Here is an 18317-nt window from a genome sequence, read left to right on the forward strand (position 1 = left end):
GCTCGGTCAACTTGTGACTTTCACAGTAACGGCACCACTTTCGGATGTGCCATCAGGGTTATTGACCTTGACGGCGAGGGAAACGGTTTCCGTTATAGCCGTCGGCCTCCACTGAGATTCATATCGCCCCTTGTGATCGGTCTTGCTTTCGATAAATGGTGCTCCATTATTCGAGACCAGGATTTTTCTGTCAGGCATTGGCTCTCGCGAGTACTTATCCACGATCAGCGCAGTCATGGAGACGTAATAATGCAAGGGAACCGGATTAGGCGAGGCGACAACGGATGCCACGAGCGCGGGACGCTCACTGACGCTGAACGACAACGCTTTCACATCCCAGCCAGCCAAGCCGCCTTTTACCGACGCCCACAACCCAGTCTCACCAGCAGAGCCCAGGAAAAAGCGCACCGTTGCCATGCCATCTTTATCCGTCAGTGTGGCCGGTAAATATTTGTTGTCGTACTCCCACATCACTTCGACATTGGCCAAAGGCTCCCCGGTATTGGCTGAAACCACCAAAGCCTGAGCTGAAATTTCTTGCCCCGGATAACCGGTCAGATCATCGCTGAACAGTTCCTTGATCTGTCGAGGCTCATGCAGGAAATACGACAACGAAATCGATTCCGAATACTGCGCGTCCCCCACCGTCGCGGTCAGTTGCGCCGCTCCGGGCGTCTTGGGCACAAAGCGGATCCGCGCCTCGCCATAGAAGTTGGTGGTCGTCGTCACCTCGCCAAGATCCGCACTGCGCCAGACAACGTTCATCCCCGCCATCGGCCTGCCACTGATGGCCGAAACAACGGTGATCTGCTCGGACACAGCCTCGCCCCAAAGCAACGTCTGACTGCCCCGCGAACGCTCGGCGATTTTCACCACTTGGGCGCCTTCGCCCAAAGACATCGCGTTGACGGGAGAAAGATTCGCCAGTCGTTCGCAGGCAAAGCACAGCCCGAAGCGGCCGTTCTTCAGGTCGCCGGCCGAATAGAGGTAGGTAAGTCCCTCCTCAGTGAAACGCTGGAATTCGCCGAGCATGGGTCCATCGAAGCGTATGCCCAATTCCTCTGGACCGTTTCCCGTCATCCCCAGTGCCAGGCTGCAATCGAGCAACGCGCTGTTGGCCGCGGCTTTCACATCGATCCGGTGCTGGCCCTTGCGGCGCGGGAAACAGGTTTTCTCACCCCACAGCTGTGCCGGCTTGTTGTCGAAACTGACCCATAATTCGGTCCACGGATCCGTTAGCTGCGCTTTGACGGCTATCGTGCGAGCGTCTTCGAAGTTATCAAAGTAGCTCTCTACCAGCGCCGTCACCGAATGCATATCGCCGGTGTCCGGACGGAAACCGAAACCGCTCCAACCCTCGGCATCGGTCAACGTCGTCGCGCCATCCAAGCCGTCCCACCATTTCACCGGAACCCGCCCCACCGCGCGGTCGGTAAAATGCGAGTACACCTGGACCCACAGCCAGGCGGGTGTCTGACCCACGACCGGATCCACGGTGGCTTCGCGCACGGCATGGATCTTCACTTTGTTATGGCCCAACACCATCGGCTTGCCTTGGGCGACATAATCCAGCTCAGGCAAGGCAAGGGTCAGCGCAAATCGGCCGGGCTGCTCGCTGGCGGAAAAGTCCAGCTCCCAGATCGTGCCCCCATCGTTCAATGTCTGTGAAGTATCCAACGAGGGGCGGACGCTGGCGTCGAGGTCATCCATCGAGGTGCCCGACCAGCTCAGCGCGGCCTGCAAACCCACCAGCGGGCTTAACTCATTGGGCAGAACATTGAAACGGTGAGTGGCGCCCAGACACGGATAAAGCGCTTGTTCATCCGGCGCAGCCCGAATCTGATCCAGCAGCAGGCTGACTTCCGTACTCAAATCCGCAGACAACAGGCGCCCGGACAACTCTCGAACAATCTCGACGCTTTGCAGGCGCAGCTCCAGCTCAAACAGACTGCTGATGCTGCCTTCTGCCGCTGAACTCAGTGTCCATCGCACCCCCTCTGCCGTCAGCGGTTTGCTGACTCCCGGTTCAGAGAACTGCAAGCCGATGTCAGCGGGATCATCGTTACGCCATTGCAGGCTGATACCTTTGCCAATCCACGAACTGCCGGCGACAGGAACGACACTCAAGGTGTGCGGGAGACCTTTCTTACACACCAGACCGAGCGTATTGCGCTGGATAATTTCCCCATCCAGCCGGATCTCGACCTCGGTTTTCCAGGGGCTCGTAGCGATCGCAGTGACTTCGAACTCTCGAGTGATCGGCACGGCTTCCGGGTGTGCCTTAACGTGGGCGATGACCTTCAAATCCCCGGCCCTCAGCGGTGTGTAGAACACGTTCGCCCAACCACCGTAGCCCGTATAGATAGTAATAACGTCTTCAGGTGTGTGCCATTCGACCAGCGCGTTACGAACCGGATCACCGTCAGCGGATGCCGTTTCATGCAGCACTTGCACGCGTAACAGCACGCTTTCCTGCTCGTCCACGACCGGAAATTTGTTGGCTTCGTGCACCTCGCCGACCCTGACCCGATTACGCGCCAGCGACATCGGTTTGCCCGGCGATGGCAGCAGCAATTTCGAGCAAACCAGCGACAGCAGAAATCGGCCGTCGAGCTCATCATCACAGGTCAGCGTCCAGAGCATGTCGGGCCGCGCGACCTGTACCGGATCCTCCAGTGGCGGGCTGACGTCAACGCCCAGTTGTTCATGACTGTCGCCGCTCCAATGCAAAGACAGCTCTGTATCAAGCAATGGACTGTTATCCGGCAGACGTACCAGCAGATCATGGGTGCTGCCACGGTTCGGATAACCGTTTGCATCCCAGGCTGTTTCGACTTCATCGACAACGGCCCGCAGATCTTTCCACGGATCAGTGGCCAATACCCGCACGTTGAACTGTTCGGTGTAAACGCCGCTGGAGTAATAAGGGCTCCCGACCGACGCTTCGATAAGCGCTTCTACCGCCACTGTCGGCTGAAAATCAAAGTAGGCCCAACCGTACTCATCGGAAACAGAGGCTGCTGTCACACGCTCTGCCGTCGACCAATTGACCGTCACGCCAGCGACGCTCTGCTGGGTATAGAAAGACGCCACCCGCACACCCAGACGCACGCTTTGCTGATACTCCAGTACCGGGTAATACGCGGCTTCGAGTCTCTCGCGAAACTTCAGGCGATGATGTCCCAGCGATACCGGGATCGTAAAAGGCTCTGCGTTGTAGCGGTTGATCAGGTTCAGTGTGAATGAATAAGGATCTTCGTCACCGACCACCGGACAATCGAGCGACCACTGCTCTGTCAGCAGCTGTTCAACCTCAGGCCCCGGTTTGACGACGATTGCTTGCTGTGGATTATCAGTAAGCGTCAGTGCCGCCTCGGTATTCTCCCAGGCATGCTCTGGTTCAGGTTCGAAGGTCAAACTGTGTGGGTTGGCGTCCGTTGCCCCCAGACAAAAACACAACGTGCTGCCCTCGTCCAGAACCTGATCATCCAGTTTCATGGTTCGCAGTTTCAACGGGGCCAGGTGCAACAGGAGGTTGATGCGGGTAATACGGACTTTCGAGGAATAGTCGTCATCATCGTTTGGCGGGCTCTTGATCTCTATACGCAGGGTGTCGCCGGCGTCGAACGATGAGTTCAGCGTTTGTTCGTATTCAATCGGGACAAAATCCAGAGGTTGCCCTACCGCCAATCGGGCCAGATCCTCTTCAAGATTGCGGCCAGTCGCGGGTTTCAGCTCTACCTTCAATATTTCTTCCGAGCCCTTGAAGAGGTATAGCCATCCCGACTGTTCGTGGATCGTCTCGCATAGGAAACTCAGCCGGTATTGCGCATCGCTGGCGGTTTTTCTGGGAACTTCAAACTCTTGGCTGAGATAACTTTCATGAGAGAGGTGCAGAAGCAGGATTCGATCCCCGGCGTACCAGTCGCCCGCTACACCGATCGAAGGACCGCTTTTTTTCCAGCCGTCTGTCCCTTCGCTGAAATCACCATTGAACAGCAGATTCCTGTTGGCTTGAACAATCGGCTCATTCATGACGACTCACTCCTTTAACCTGAGTGTTGCGCGCGGCATTTTCAGCTTCGTTGACCAGGTCTTCGACTTTGCTGACAAAGGTCGACTCGCCAACCTTGGCCGAGTAGCGGATACGCAGGATGACGTCGTTCATGGAACGCAGCGTGCCTGCTTGCGGTTGTTTCAAATGCCAGGGAAAAGTCAGTTGCCAGTTCGACACTGCACCCGTTTTCTCAAAGGGATTGAGCAAGTCATTATCGGGTTTCATGGCCGTCAGACCGTTGTCGGCGACCCCTGCCGACAACACGATTTGCTGGCCACTGCGCAAATTGATCAACACGTCGCCAGGCGCCACGTTCCCTGGTTTATGCAAGTACTGCACTGACTGCGTCGTTGCCCGGGTCGCCAACTTGCTTGAGATCTGCAGCAAGGTCGCCCGCACATCCTCATACGGTCCGGTCAGCACCGGCAGGTCGACTTCCACCGAGTCGATCTGCCGACAGAAGTGGCCTGGGTGATCACGATCAAAGAGCAACTGGGTCAGCTGGAATTCCAGTGTGCCGGTGGTCTGTAGCTGCGTGAGCGCAGCCTCCCAGTTGGCGATACCTGGCTGCGGGTCAACCGTGTCGTTGAACAGTTTGCGCAGGGAAACGGTTTTCAAAAACTCCGGCCGGCGCTCGTAGCGCTGCACATATTCGCGCTCCATCCGCAGCAAATGCGCACGCAAGTGCTCGCCGGCCGTCAAACCATGACGCTGTTCCAGAAAGACGTTCGGCAAAGGGATCTGCGCGTCGTAATCGCCGGTTTCGGCATTCAGAGAAGCCTGAGCACTGAGACACAGGCTGATCACGGCGTCATAGGCCTGATAGTGCAAAGCCTTGAACTGGCCAAGCATCCAGCCAAACAACTCGGCATTGCTCGCGCGTTTTTTCAGGAAGTTGTAAACCGCCAAAGCCTGAGCGTTGGCCCGCAGAGTCTGTGCAAGGTTGGAGCGAGCCGCAGTAACCGCATGGCGCTGCGCCTCGATCTGCGCGTTGAGCGCGTCGACCTCGGCCAAGGCCTGATCACGTTGCAGCCCCCATTCGTTGCGACGTCGACGATAACCCTCGGTAGTGGCCTGGTCGTCGGCGTCGATTTGCAACATTGACGCGGCGATTTCCAGGCCGAAACACACCGCATCAATCGCATTTTCGGGTTTCATCCCGCCATTGGACATGCCATAGATTTTCGGCAGCGCCGCGATAACCGCCCCGGTGGGTTTGAGGACTTTGGCGGTCAAGGCATTGGTTTTCGACTGCTTCAGGCTCGCCATGACCTGATACTCAACCGCCGAAACGTTCTCGTCGTAGCGCTGCGCGTAGGCATCCGCCCGCTGTTGCGCCACGACCCGGCTCTGTTCGAGCGCTGTAACGCTGGCCTCCAATTGAGCAATGGATTGCTCCTGTACGGTCTGGGCGTAGTCGCCCAGCTCTACCAAATGCGTTTGCTGCAATTCTTCCTGCTCGGCACGATCACGTCGTTCGAGCATATTGAGCACCTGACTGCCGAAATCCTGTAGCACCTGCACCGCACGCAAGGCGATTTCGTGGACCGGACGCCAACGGAATGCGCCGACCACCAGCCGCCCGCCCATCGGCCGTGGCCCACCGACGCCACCCGAGGCCAGAAAACGCAGCAACTCGTTCGGATCGGACGGTGGGCTGAACAACGGGATATCCAGCGGTTTGCCATCGAGCGTGAGGTTGTTACGCAAGTTATGCAGGCGTTGACCGGGGGCGGCAAACAAGTCCTCCAGCGAGTGATCGATCGGAATCCTGAATGGCCCGTAAGCCAACAAACCGAGCCTTGGCGCACGCTCGGAACCGGCCGGGACATCCGCCAGATCGAATTCGAGCGATTGTTCAAACGCCTCCAGCGCCGGACGGCTACTGCTTGCGTCCAAAATTTCTTTCACTGTCGTGGTTTGCCAACGATTCACCGCACGGGCCAGAGGCGGCCTGCCCATCAGGAACTCGGCTTGCACGTAACACAACTTGGCCGCCACCAGACTATCTCGGGTCAGTTGACGGTAATACCAATCGCCCCAGGCCATAAGGTTTTTCACGTACTCGCAGAACATCAGAATCCTGAAGTGCTTGGGCGCCGAATAGCCGATGGCATCCGGATCGGCAGGGGCCAGCGCCTCACAACCTGAATTGCCAGCGTCAAGGGCCAACGGCCGGCAGCGCCAGTACGCCTCTTTGGGAACGGGGCTGTCCGGTTCCGCGATGGCTTGCGGGTCGAATACGTAGTGCAAACATTTCTGCGCTTCGGCAAAACGCCCTTCAACGTGCAGCCGCGTGTACAACAGGTGCGCTACATGAAAAAACAACTCCCAGAAAAACAGGCCATTGGCGCCATCGAAGGCGCCGTTGGGCTCGATAAACTCACTACCCGTCGGCGGTGGTTCGGCAAGAAACTGCGTATCCCAGTGCAGTACGGCTTCAACGGAAATACTGGCACGCAGTACCAGTTCAGGGCCGAACAGTGAGTTCAGCCGGCTGTATTTGAGGTAGGGAGCCGGCAACCCGTAGGCAATGAATTGCGCGGCATCGCGGGTGTTTTTCACAAGCGTTGGCACGGTGAAGTTCGCCAGATTGACGATCTTGAGTTTGAATGCCTTGCCGCCATACTGCGTGTCCGTAGCTTTCAGAGTGACGGTGGTGTCTGCGGGCCATGACCCCTGGTCACGTTTGAACTCCAGCGATGCCGTGGCCCAGTCTCCGGCTTGCGAAAACTGCGCTTTTAAAGGCGCAGGGTCCGTACCGGTTCTGCCCACCAGCGTCAACTCGAACTCTGGAGTAACGCCGCCGGACAACCCGGTAGGCCTGCAAAACCCGTTGACGGTCAACACATCCTGACCGTTTACACGCTGGGCCGCGGCCCGGAGGCCGAGATAACGCGACATCGAACCGGGCGTTTGATCCTCCGAGGTCATCGTCACTTGGCTGCCGAATGAGTGCTGCACCGTCTCGGGCGTGACAAACCGGTCTTTCGCGAAATCCAGCCAGCCACCTCCTTCAGTGGTATCGGGCCGCATCAGTACGTCATAAATCCTGTATATCACTGGTTTTTCCGGAATTGATTCCTTGTCCACCAGCGGAATCAACACCCCCAGCTTGCCCTTGGGAGAATCCAGATCGATCCACACCGAGGCAATCAACTGAAACCCCTTGTCGTCACCCGGCTCGGCTTGTGCACTGTACAAACTCAGCGGTGCCGACCACTGACCGTTCTGCTTCATGAACGCCAGGTTGACGCTGAGTTTTTCGGGGATGAATTCGTCATTCGTTTTGCCTTCAACCCTGTCACTCCACTCGGCCCAGACCAGGCACAACCGGCCGTTCCAGAATACCGGGCGAATATCCAGCACCCGATACGCTGGCTGAATCTCCACAGCCTGCCATTCACCCCATGCAGCTGGATTGACAGCGACACAGCTCGGCGTGAGTTCAATCTCGGCCTTGCGCCAGAAGTACTGGTAGGGTGGCACCCGCTGACGGCCGACAAAGTAGTAATCGGCGCGGTCAGGTGTGACGCCGTCCATGTAGCAACTGATGACATCCAGGTCACAGACCTGCTCGAACGCTTGCAGATAGTTCTGCAACGCCAGCTGTACTGAATCAGTCGTCAAACGGGTCTGATTAAGATCGTTTTCGAGGATCTTGAACAGACTGCTCTTGCGTTGGCGGACAGACGGGATAATGAAGTTTTCCGGGTAGAGCGGAATCAAATGCACCGCCGCCCAGTCGGGATAGTTGTTGCACAGTTCCCACTCGGCCAGATCGCTGGCGGGAAACTGGTGGGTGGTATATCCGGGCTCAAGTTTGCGATACACCGCATGAATGTATTGCTGCGCGCAACTGGTCGCTTCGGCCACCCAGGAGCTTTGCACGGCGAAGGTGTCCAACGGGTCCATGCGCAGCAGTTCGAAGAGGTCTGCCGACGTTTTCACAAAGGGATACTTCACCTGGCTGGCATGGCCGATGCAATATTCAAGCAAAGCGGAACGCCGTTTTTCCTGCAGATCGCCAATGTAATTCAATGCCATGATCATGGCTCCTTGATCAAATTCCGGGGGTGAGTGCTGCACCGGCTATGTCAGTTGGGTGATGCACTACCTTCGAACGTAATGGCATCGAAGTAGGCTTGCTTTTCACTCGCTTGGCAGAGCACGCTTAACCTGAATGTGCCGCCCGTAGCGCTGGAAACGTAGACGCGCGTGAGCCCTTCCTGATTGGTGCTCCCGTGCCGTCCCCGGAAGATCACCCTGTGCGTTTCGTCCTCACCACTTTCGACAGCCCAATCCACCAGCTCGTCTACACCCAGGTTCTTGAACTCATCCATCAACGTTGCATAGAGCTCGACTTCCCTGCCGCTTGGCACGACCCCCGATGGAACCGGCGACTTCAGCATCGTGACAAAATCCAGGCTTTTATCGTGGGAAATGAGTTTGATGGTTTTGGCGTTCTCGGGCTCAAACAGGTCCAGCCAGAAAACGGGCGTGTCCTCGCCCATTTTGGCGCCGGGGGTGTAGGTGGCCTCGAATTGCCCGTTGTGACCGGTATAGCCGGTTTCGATATCGCCCAGGCTGGCGCGAAAATGCACGCGGATACCGCTCAAAGGCGCTCCTGCGGGATCTTTGAGCGTCACCGTGTAAATAGCGGTGTTGGTGGATCGAGCTATCAGCTCGGAGGGTTGCACATCGCAGCTGATGGTCACCAGTTGCCGCAGATCCCCCGGCACTTGCGCGAGCGGCGTACGCGCCTCGGACTGACTCAGCAAGGCCAGTTCAGCGGCCTCGGCGTAGGCCTCCTTGCTCACCGCTTCAGGCAAATGGCCCAGCAGGAAGATTGTCAGCGCATCCATCCCCGTTTTCCTGGACATCTCAAGGACGCGGATGAGCACAGCCAGCTGGCTAAGGTTGCTCAGCACCGGCGGAATCGGGTCCATGCGACTGACGCACTCACGCACCTCCTGCACGCTCCAGTCGAAAAACTCGGCCAGACGCAGGGTAGAAGCCTGCTCCGCCAGTCGCGACGCATCCTCGCCAAGCACTGTTTCCAGTGAGTTGGCTTCGCGCAGGTAGTCGAGCAACTGTTGCGCCGGCTGCGTGCTCAAGCCAAATGCCCGGGTCAGCGTGGTCAGGTGATAAAGCGTGGTGACCGTGAGTGCATACTTGTCGGACTGCCCCATCCAGGCCCGAAAACCGTAATCCAGATAATCCTGGAGCAGGGTGGCACTCAGCCCCAGCGTTGAAACCACCTCACTGCGCCGCCGAACCTCGGCCAATAGCGTAAGCAACACATCGGAATCCGGACTGCGCTTGGATGGTTCGGTACTCGAATCGATGCGTGATTTCACCTGGCGCAAAAACTGGTAAACCGTTTTGTCGGCCCAGTTCAGTACCGGTATTGCCTGATCCGGTTCAATACCGGCATAGACCGCCAGCGTTTCCTTCACCAGCGATGCCTGAGCATCCCTGGCGTCGAGCAGGACTTGGAGCAGGGTATTGACTAAATTCGTGCGCACTCCGGGTTCCAGGTTACCCAGTGCGTGATCGACTGCCCACTCGACCCTTCTCAGCATATCGATCAAATACTGCTCCGGCGTGCCGATGGGCGCCAACATCAACCCATCGGCATCGACAACAGGCTCCAGTTCGTCTTCAGGTGATACCAAGAAATCCAGCCAACTGGCCGCACCGGCGGGCGGTAAACCAGCCATCAATACAGCCGCGTTGGAGAACAGCGCCGTGGGCAACAGATTGCGTATCTGATCAAACAGCTGCTGTTCCTGTTCAGAGGCTTCACGGGCGGCTTGCGGTGTTGCCGCGTGTTGCAACATCCACAGCACAGGCAAGTTGTTTTGCTCGCACCACTGCACGCACGATTGCAGGGCGTCAATGATGTTCAGAACATCAGGCGTCTGGCTGACGGCCGAAGCAATTTTTGGAGTGCCTGCCAACTCTTTGAGCCAGGCCTCCCCCCCCACCAGTAGCAGCATCAGCACGCCTTCAACGGGGGTCATGCTCAGCAATCGGGACAACCGCACCAGTCGATAGAAACTGGAAATGATCGGCAGGCTGCGCTTGAACGTGTTGTCGCTGATGCCGTGGGCCGTGGCCACTTGCAACGCCAGATACTGGTAAGTCTGTGTGTCGATCCCCAGGCTATTACACAACTGGCTGATGGGCAGATTGACTTCGCCCGGTCCGGGCGTTACCGGAAAATCGCCGTCATCCAGCACCAAAGGTTCCCGGTAGCGGCCTTGACTGTTGAACACTTGATCGAATTGCGATAACGCTTCGCCGCGCCCGTAAATGGCCAACTGATCGATGAATACCGCAAAATCTGCCGCTGTGCAGTTGTAGCGTTCGCGCAAGGTCTGGAACAGCCCAATGGCATGCACGACGTTGTCCGTGATCCACCATTTCCCTTCATCCGCACCGCCGCGCACTTCAGCCCTGATCGCAGCAGCCACCAAGACGTCCACCTGGTCACTGGGCAGTTCCAGCCAGTTGCACAGGCGTATCATGCGGTTCATCCGGTCGAAGGTGGCAAGCCCCTTGTCATCGTTGTAAACAACAGATAATCGATGCAGAGACGCAGGATTTTCATCCGCAACGTTGATATTCACGCCGGGGTGGGCATTGGCGTTGATGTACACCGACCCAGAACGCCCGCTTTCTGGCAGAGGCGAGACGGAAACTTCGGCGCCCCTGGCAGGGGTAGAAGGTAACGGAGGAGGATCTTCGGGGTCAAAATTGGCCGATAGTACCGGGGCGAAATCACGAATGGACAGCAAACGTTCGATCGCCAGCGTGTCGAGCTTTGTGTGTTCGCCGAAGTACGGAACCTGATTCAGGTTCTGCGGCCCCGCATCATGTTCTATGTCTGAGCCATAGTTGTCCCGATAAAATGCATCACGGTCTTGAGTCGTTACGGGAGGCTCCGTTAATACGTTCCGTTGATAGGGGCCGAATCGCGAGGAATGCGCCAGCGCACGTTCGGCGAAATCAATCCAGGTGCCGGACTGCAAAAAGTAGGGGTAGTCCAAATGGACCGCGCGGGCAAAATCACCTACTGACAGATTGTTGAGTTGCGCAACACCGTCAAGGGTGACCCAGTGTTGGTAGTACGGCAGGCCATTGGGATAACGCGCTTCAATCATCGCGTCTTCGATTGTCTCTGGCGGATCGGTTTGTGTTGAATGTTCAGCAATGAAGCGTTCCAGAACCGAGACGATGATGTCCACCGAAGACACCGGCCGGAACACGGCATTGAAATCCACGGACAGGTCCATCAGATCAGCACGCCGCTCTTCGAGGGGGAAGCCCGGTGGATCAAGCTTTACGGACTCGATCCGGTCGCGGATCCAGAGCAACAGAAAGATCAGGTAGGCCACCGGGGATATCATGGACTCCAGAGACTCCGGCAGAGCCCGCTTTTCGAAGTCGGTCTTGAAAAGCAGCTCATATCGTGGCCCGGTCACCCACGATAGCAATCCGCCCGCCGGCTCAGGCACACCATCGCCACCGCTCATCTGCTGTTCGATGAACTGACGGCTCACGTAAGTGGCCATGCTGTTGGCACGGCGCAAAAACCGATGGGCGTCCTCCCGGTTCATTTGATACTGGCTGGCCAGGTGCTCCACGCCCTTCTCCACCAGCGGGAAAATCGAGCCACCGTTTTTCAGGTAGGCGTGGAGTGGTTGCAGAACAGTGTCGTTAGCATTTTCCTCTTCTGGAAACAACTGCCTGTACAGTTGCAGACCGGGAAGGCGCGAATCAGCCATGATCGAATTCCTTGGGTCGAGAGCGGGCCTGAACTGCCCGACGTGTTCGTCAGGCTGCACATGTGTTCAGGACAATTTGGCGCTGGATAGCCCGAAGCGTCTACTGTCAGAAATGACAGGTTTAATGACCGCCCGTCGGCTTTTCGCGATTCAGTGGTCCGGGGGAACCTGCACAACTTCAAAGCGTGCGCTTTCGGCCCAATCGGACATGCTTGTTCCCGGCGTGAGGGTTTGCCGGAAACGGCACCATCTGCCGCCCAGTGGTAACGACACAGCGGACTCACCGCGCCAAGCGCTGCCGGCGACGGTAAGCAGCGGCGTCCATTTCTGCTCCGGGTTGAACCAGCTCACGACTTGCCCGACACCGCCCTCGCCCGTACCGGCAAAGGCCACCGGATCATGCACCCAGCGTCCCGCTGCCGGTTCAGCGATGATAGGCAGATACAGCCCCGCCACGACCTTGCGCATGGCAGCGCCTGACTCGAAACCATCCAGCATTGATGTCACTTCCAGAACCATGTCGCCGTCGGTCTGAGCTTCCACGCTGATCGACCAGGTTCGGTCCTCCAGGACGACAGCACTGGGCGTGGCGCTCCCCAGCGTCACCGTGACGGTATCGCCCGGCACACCGAAACCTGACACCACCAACTGCCGGCCAACCTGTTCGTTTTCGACTGGGGTTTCGACAAAAGGCGCTGCCGGGACCACCTCATAGGTCAAGTCGTCTGTGAAGGCAGATTCATGTGTCTTGTTGTTTTCCGTGAACAATTGTCGGGCGCGGATAATGTAGTTGCCGACCGGCAGCGTGACTTCCCGTTGCCAGTCACCGCTACCGGGCACCGTAATATCGCTCAACCACGGTACGTCAGTGCCCTTGAACCAGATCTCGACCTGGGCTGAAGGGAAACCAACACCCCTGAGCGTGGCAGTACGCGTCAGGTTGCCGCCGTCCTGCGGCGTGGTGATCTGCGGTGGCGGCACCACCACGTTGAAGGTTCGATGGTCGCTTCTTTCGGACGGACGCCCGTTGCGCTCCTGTTTCGCGAAGATCGTAGACTCACCGAACTTCAAATCAGTGAGCTGGATGGCCCATTCACCGTCCTCGACAAGCTGAGCTTCTGCTATTTCGTTTCCAAACTGAGACTCGTGCAGTTTCATCAAGGCGCCGCTCACACCTTCGATGCCCTTGATCATCACGTCCGGCTCCACGTCACCGCTCTCGACCGGATAGGTAATGACCGGTTTGAGCATGGCCGGGTAAAGCGTGAAGTTTCTGGATTGCGCCTCAGAGTTTTGCTCGGCTGCCCTTTGGGTAACGAAGATGGTTTGGAGGACCTCCGCGGGAAACGGCTCTGTTCGCTGGAACGTCCATGTGCCGTTGTCGACGATTCCGGCATAAACGCTGCTGTCACCGCTGAAGGTGATGCTCACTGTTGCGCCTTCCAGGCAGGTGCCGCGGAACATCGGTGTCAGGCCTTCCCGGGGTGGCTCGTTCACTGTGGGAGGCAGGGGTGGAATCGAGACCTTCAACACTACACGGTTGAGTGAACAATGCTCCTCCAGACACTGCTGGATATGGACTTCCTGATCCTTCACCGGCCCCCAGTCTTCATTGGCTGTGCTCGACCAGGTCCCACCGCTCACGACTGCATCAGGGGCTGCCTTGAGGTCGCCATCAGGATGGTAAAAACTCACGGTGGCGCCGTTGTAACCCTTACCGCTGAAGACCGGCCGATAAGCCTTGGTGTGGGTCACGTCGGTGACATCCGGCATGTCGTTCTGGAGTTTGAATTCAAGAGGCAGCGATTCGATCCAGCCACTGGCGTTGTCGACGATCTTCTGCACGACCTCGACTGAAAAAGCCCCCAAAGCCCAGCCTGTCGATGTTGTTGTCCAGCTACCATCGGCTCGCACAATGGCATTAGGCGGCGTGTTCGGTGGCAGGTCGCCCGGATAGCTCTTGATGGTGAACTGAATCTGCGTTTCGAGGTACTGGTCGTAATGGCCACTACTGAAAAACGTCATGGTTTCCTGATTGAGGGTGTACTCGACCGTCGGTTTGCCCGGGCGTACCCGTATGCCGAAGGGTTCACTCGTTATTGAGGTAATCCCCTTGACTGTCTGCGTGCCAAAAATCGAATGAGGGCCGGGCGTAAGGGTGCATTCTCGGCGCCATTCACCAGTGTCGGGATGTGGCCAGCCCACAGCCACGGCATCGTCCCCCATCTGCTCTGAATACACGTCGACTCTGTTCTGATAAAAACCGGTGGCGCCGATCCCCTCGAACATCGATTTCATTTCCACGATTGGCGGCGACGCGGGATTGGGTCTGGGCGTTATAAACACGGGAGGACCAATAAGATAAAACTCTTGAGGATCGCTCCACTCGGAGTAGCCGCCACCCAGATTCTGTCTGGCAATAATGGTGTAACGTGCCCCTCGCGCGAAAGTATGGCTACTGGTTGCAAGCCATTCGCCGTCGGAATCAACCGGATCGGATGAGGCCACAGGCATGAGGGGATTTACTAAGAAAACACTGATGCGGGTTCCCTGCAGCGCCCCGTTGCCCTTGAACACGGGTAGAACACTCTCGACGGGCAGATTGATATCCGGGGACGTAATTTTGATTTTGCCTAAAACGGTGAACGTCTTCGTCTGGGTATATCGCCCCACCGTTCCGTCGACGTCTTCACGGATTTGTAGCTCGCGCACACCTTGGGGAAGACCCGTCGATAATGTGACAGTCCAGCGCCTATCAGATTGAGTGGTGTGCGTGGTGCTCATTACGGCTTTGTCGGCAGGACGCACAAGCCTTATTACACTGCCAGGACTTGCAGTGCCTGATACCCTTACGCCAACCACATTAGCGGCATCAAACGCGGCAGGCTTCCTCACTTCAACATGCTGGGAAGTCCACGGAGCCCACTCGTCACCTCGCCTCCAGACACCATCAAATTTGGCCTTCCCTTCTACAAGTCCATTGACCTGAATAGTGTTCCAATGAACTGCCTGAAACCAGTCTCCATCAAGAATCTTCCTGCTCGAGTTTGCAGAATGAAAGTCCATCCACACCTGATTATGTTCTCCGACATACGATGGGATACTGAATTTAAGCGGCGTATCGGGGCTAACAAGAATCGTGCTGTCTGCGTGGAGAAACTGGAGAGGTTTCCAAGCCCGAACATCTGAATTCCCGTCATCCTCGTTCAGAGCATGCTCAACCTTCTGATTAAAAGTATTCTCTGACATGATCGCGCGCCTTTCGCCTGGGCCTTCGGCCGATAAGTCTTGTTTTTACAGAACACGCGGATACCTAGGCACCTGTAAAATCTGACAGTCCCGACGAGCGGTAGATCAAACCGGCAACGTCATGCGACTGCAGCCAGTGGGTACATCACACAACCATTACCTGCGCATCTCTTGGAGTCTGGTGGTCTGTACGCTTACGGATCGAACTGACAGGCCGCCGCGTCTCGCGATGGGATCAATCAGTTGAGCGAGATGAGAATGTGGCTGGCATAGAACCTGGATCACGAACGGCCAAATGACAGAGCCTGTCCGTCAGTGTTCGTGTGCCGGGGAGGACGCGTTCGTCGACAAGCTCAGAGGATCCACGTGCACCGGATCCAGTGTAGGAGCAAGCTTGCTCGCGAAGCTTTTAGCGGGTTTAAATCAGGCCGAAGCCGGCAACGGCTGAAAACTGAAATAACGCCGCAACGCCTGCACCAGTTGCCCAAATTCCGGCGGTGCGCGTTGCAGGACGAAGCCGGCGTCGTAGTGCAGCGGCGTGGCGTCCTCATGGCACCACACGCAACACGCCGTGAGGTCGATTACCTGCTGACAGCCATCGCTGGCGGGGATTTTCAGGCGTAACTGGAAGTCCACGCCGACCATCATGGGCAATTGGCTGATGAGCATCAGCCCGTCTTCGGAGAGGTTGCCGAGAAAACCGATGGGCTTGTCGGTGACGCTGTTGAACACTCTGAGGAAATACGGCAACTGATGCCGTTCGATCCGTTCGGTAAACATGCGCAGTTCGCCATGCAAGGCTCCATCACAGAGCCGCACCCTTGCTTCGGAACGAGCCGGTTTCGCCGGCCGCTCTCCCCGCTTCCGGTGTAACGGTCGCTACGTCGCCGTCACCTTACAACTGCCAGTCGCGGGTGTTGCTCCGGATTCAGGAACCTGACGCTGAATCCGGGTTATTCGACTATAGCTCAGCTTGTACACACAGCCAGATTTTGTATGACAACTGTCATCAGAAACGGGTCGGGCGCACCACGGCAGCGGCACTGCGCGTCGGGTAGTGGCCCAGGCTCTGCAAGGTTTCCAGACGGGCACGGGCGCGGTAGGCGTATTCGCTGTTCGGGTACGAGGCGATGATGAACTGATAAGTCTGCGCCGCGTCGACAAACATTTTCTGCCGTTCCAGGCACTGGCCGCGCATCATCGACACTTCCGGCCACACGTACGGGCGGGCACGGCTGGCGCGTTCGACCTTGGACAGTTCGAGCATGACCTGCTCGCAGTTTCCGCGGTCATAGGCGCTGTAGGCGTTGTTCAAATGGTGGTTCATCGACCAACGGGTGCAGCCCGAAACGGCGAGGACGCTGAGGGCAAGGGCGGCAATGGGCAACAATCGCATGGGGGTTCTCCTGTCTTGTGCTCTGTATCGACCCCTGCCGGGAATTCTTCAGAAGTGTTTGCGCCAATCGTCGTGTTCAATAAAGAAAGTAATAAGTAGTGCAAACGAACAATGACTACACCCCAAGAGCATAGTAGCCTTCGCTAGCGCTTGAACTCAGGAGTCTTTGCATGTCCGTCCGTCGTACCAAAATCGTCGCTACCCTTGGCCCGGCCAGTAACTCGCCGGAAGTTCTTGAACAGCTGATTCTGGCTGGTCTGGACGTTGCCCGTCTGAACTTCTCCCACGGCACCCCCGACGAGCACAAGGCTCGCGCGAAGCTGGTGCGTGACCTCGCCGCCAAGCACGGTCGCTTCGTCGCCCTGCTGGGTGACCTGCAAGGCCCGAAAATCCGTATCGCCAAATTCGCCAACAAGAAGATCGAGCTGAAGATCGGTGACAAGTTCACCTTCTCCACCAGCCATCCGTTGACCGAAGGCAACCAGCAAGTGGTCGGCATCGACTACCCGGATCTGGTCAAGGACTGCGGCGTGGGTGACGAGCTGCTGCTCGACGACGGCCGTGTGGTGATGCGCGTTGATACCGCCACCGCAACAGAATTGCATTGCACCGTGACCATCGGCGGCCCGCTGTCCGACCACAAAGGCATCAACCGTCGCGGTGGCGGCCTGACCGCGCCGGCCCTGACTGAAAAAGACAAGGCCGACATCAAGCTCGCTGCAGAAATGGAAGTCGACTACCTCGCGGTGTCCTTCCCGCGTGACGCTGCCGACATGGAATACGCCCGTCAACTGCGCGACGAAGCCGGCGGTACTGCCTGGCTGGTGGCGAAGATCGAACGCGCTGAAGCCGTAGCGGACGACGAAACCCTCGACGGCCTGATCAAGGCATCCGACGCGGTGATGGTTGCCCGTGGTGACTTGGGCGTGGAAATCGGCGACGCCGAACTGGTCGGCATTCAGAAGAAAATCATTCTGCATGCACGCCGCCACAACAAGGCGGTGATCGTCGCGACCCAGATGATGGAGTCGATGATCCAGAATCCGATGCCGACCCGCGCTGAAGTGTCCGACGTAGCCAACGCCGTGCTCGACTACACCGACGCCGTGATGCTGTCCGCCGAATCCGCCGCTGGCCTGTACCCGCTGGAAGCCGTGCAGGCAATGGCGCGCATCTGCGTCGGCGCCGAGAAGCACCCGACCGGCAAGACCTCCAGCCACCGTATCGGCAAGGAATTCACCCGCTGCGACGAAAGCATCGCGCTGGCGACCATGTACACCGCCAACCACTTCCCGGGCGTCAAAGCGATCATCGCTCTGACCGAAAGTGGCTTCACTCCGCTGATCATGTCGCGTATCCGCTCCTCGGTGCCGATCTACGCCTTCACCCCGCACCGCGAAGCCCAGGCCCGCGCGGCAATGTTCCGTGGCGTGTACACCATTCCGTTCGATCCGGCTTCGCTGGAACCGCACGAAGTCAGCCAGAAGGCCATCGACGAGCTGACCAAACGCGGCGTTGTGGAAAAAGGCGACTGGGTCATCCTGACCAAGGGCGACAGCTACCACACCACCGGCGGCACCAACGGCATGAAGATCCTGCACGTGGGCGACCCGCAGGTCTGAGTGACGCGCTGAAAAACCAAAGCCCCGGCATGTGAGTGCCGGGGCTTTTTGTTGTCTGCGTTGAATCGAAAGCCCCTCACTGTAGAGACCGGTACATCCTTTACAAATTAGACCGGGGACATCGTTTACACCTTTACAGGCTTGAAACGCGTTTGGCGCCTCTTTCAAGCCTGCCTAAACAGTGGCTGCAAAGGTACAGT

7 protein-coding genes are annotated in these 18317 nt (G+C 57.6%); 1 reads left to right on the plus strand and 6 read right to left on the minus strand.

The features are described 5' to 3' along the window. Positions 1-6 precede the first annotated feature (6 nt). The 6 genes from CKW14_RS23200 to CKW14_RS23225 all read right to left on the minus strand — a co-directional run bounded on the left by CKW14_RS23200 (position 7) and on the right by CKW14_RS23225 (position 16495). A complete protein-coding gene (locus tag CKW14_RS23200; RefSeq protein WP_095126200.1) occupies positions 7-4035 on the minus strand; it encodes an Ig-like domain-containing protein in 4029 nt (1342 codons plus the stop codon). Continuing rightward, positions 4028-8104 (minus strand): neuraminidase-like domain-containing protein, encoded by a 4077-nt coding sequence (locus CKW14_RS23205; protein ID WP_095126201.1) that lies wholly within the window; start codon positions 8102-8104, stop codon positions 4028-4030. The genes CKW14_RS23200 and CKW14_RS23205 overlap by 8 nt, the downstream gene beginning before the upstream one ends. A gap of 50 nt (positions 8105-8154) precedes the next feature. Then, a complete protein-coding gene (locus tag CKW14_RS23210; RefSeq protein ID WP_095126202.1) occupies positions 8155-11850 on the minus strand; it encodes a Tc toxin subunit A in 3696 nt (1231 codons plus the stop codon). Positions 11851-12000: 150 nt separating this feature from the next. Then, entirely contained in the window at positions 12001-15099 is a 3099-nt protein-coding gene (locus CKW14_RS23215) for a hypothetical protein (RefSeq protein WP_095126203.1), read from the minus strand. A 423-nt stretch (positions 15100-15522) separates the two neighbouring features. Further along, entirely contained in the window at positions 15523-15879 is a 357-nt protein-coding gene (locus tag CKW14_RS23220) for a PilZ domain-containing protein (RefSeq protein ID WP_095048390.1), read from the minus strand. A 229-nt stretch (positions 15880-16108) separates the two neighbouring features. Next, positions 16109-16495, minus strand: a complete 387-nt coding sequence (locus CKW14_RS23225; RefSeq protein ID WP_093430516.1) for a tol-pal system YbgF family protein — start codon at positions 16493-16495, stop codon at positions 16109-16111. Positions 16496-16665: 170 nt separating this feature from the next. Here CKW14_RS23225 and pyk point away from each other — a divergent pair, with 170 nt between their 5' ends. Next, complete coding sequence (gene pyk, locus CKW14_RS23230; RefSeq protein ID WP_095048237.1) at positions 16666-18117, plus strand: pyruvate kinase; 1452 nt, start codon at positions 16666-16668, stop codon at positions 18115-18117. The last annotated feature ends 200 nt before the right edge of the window (positions 18118-18317 follow it).

The organism is Pseudomonas sp. Irchel s3a12, from assembly GCF_900187485.1.
GTDB classification, from domain to species: Bacteria; Pseudomonadota; Gammaproteobacteria; order Pseudomonadales; family Pseudomonadaceae; genus Aquipseudomonas; species Aquipseudomonas neuropathica.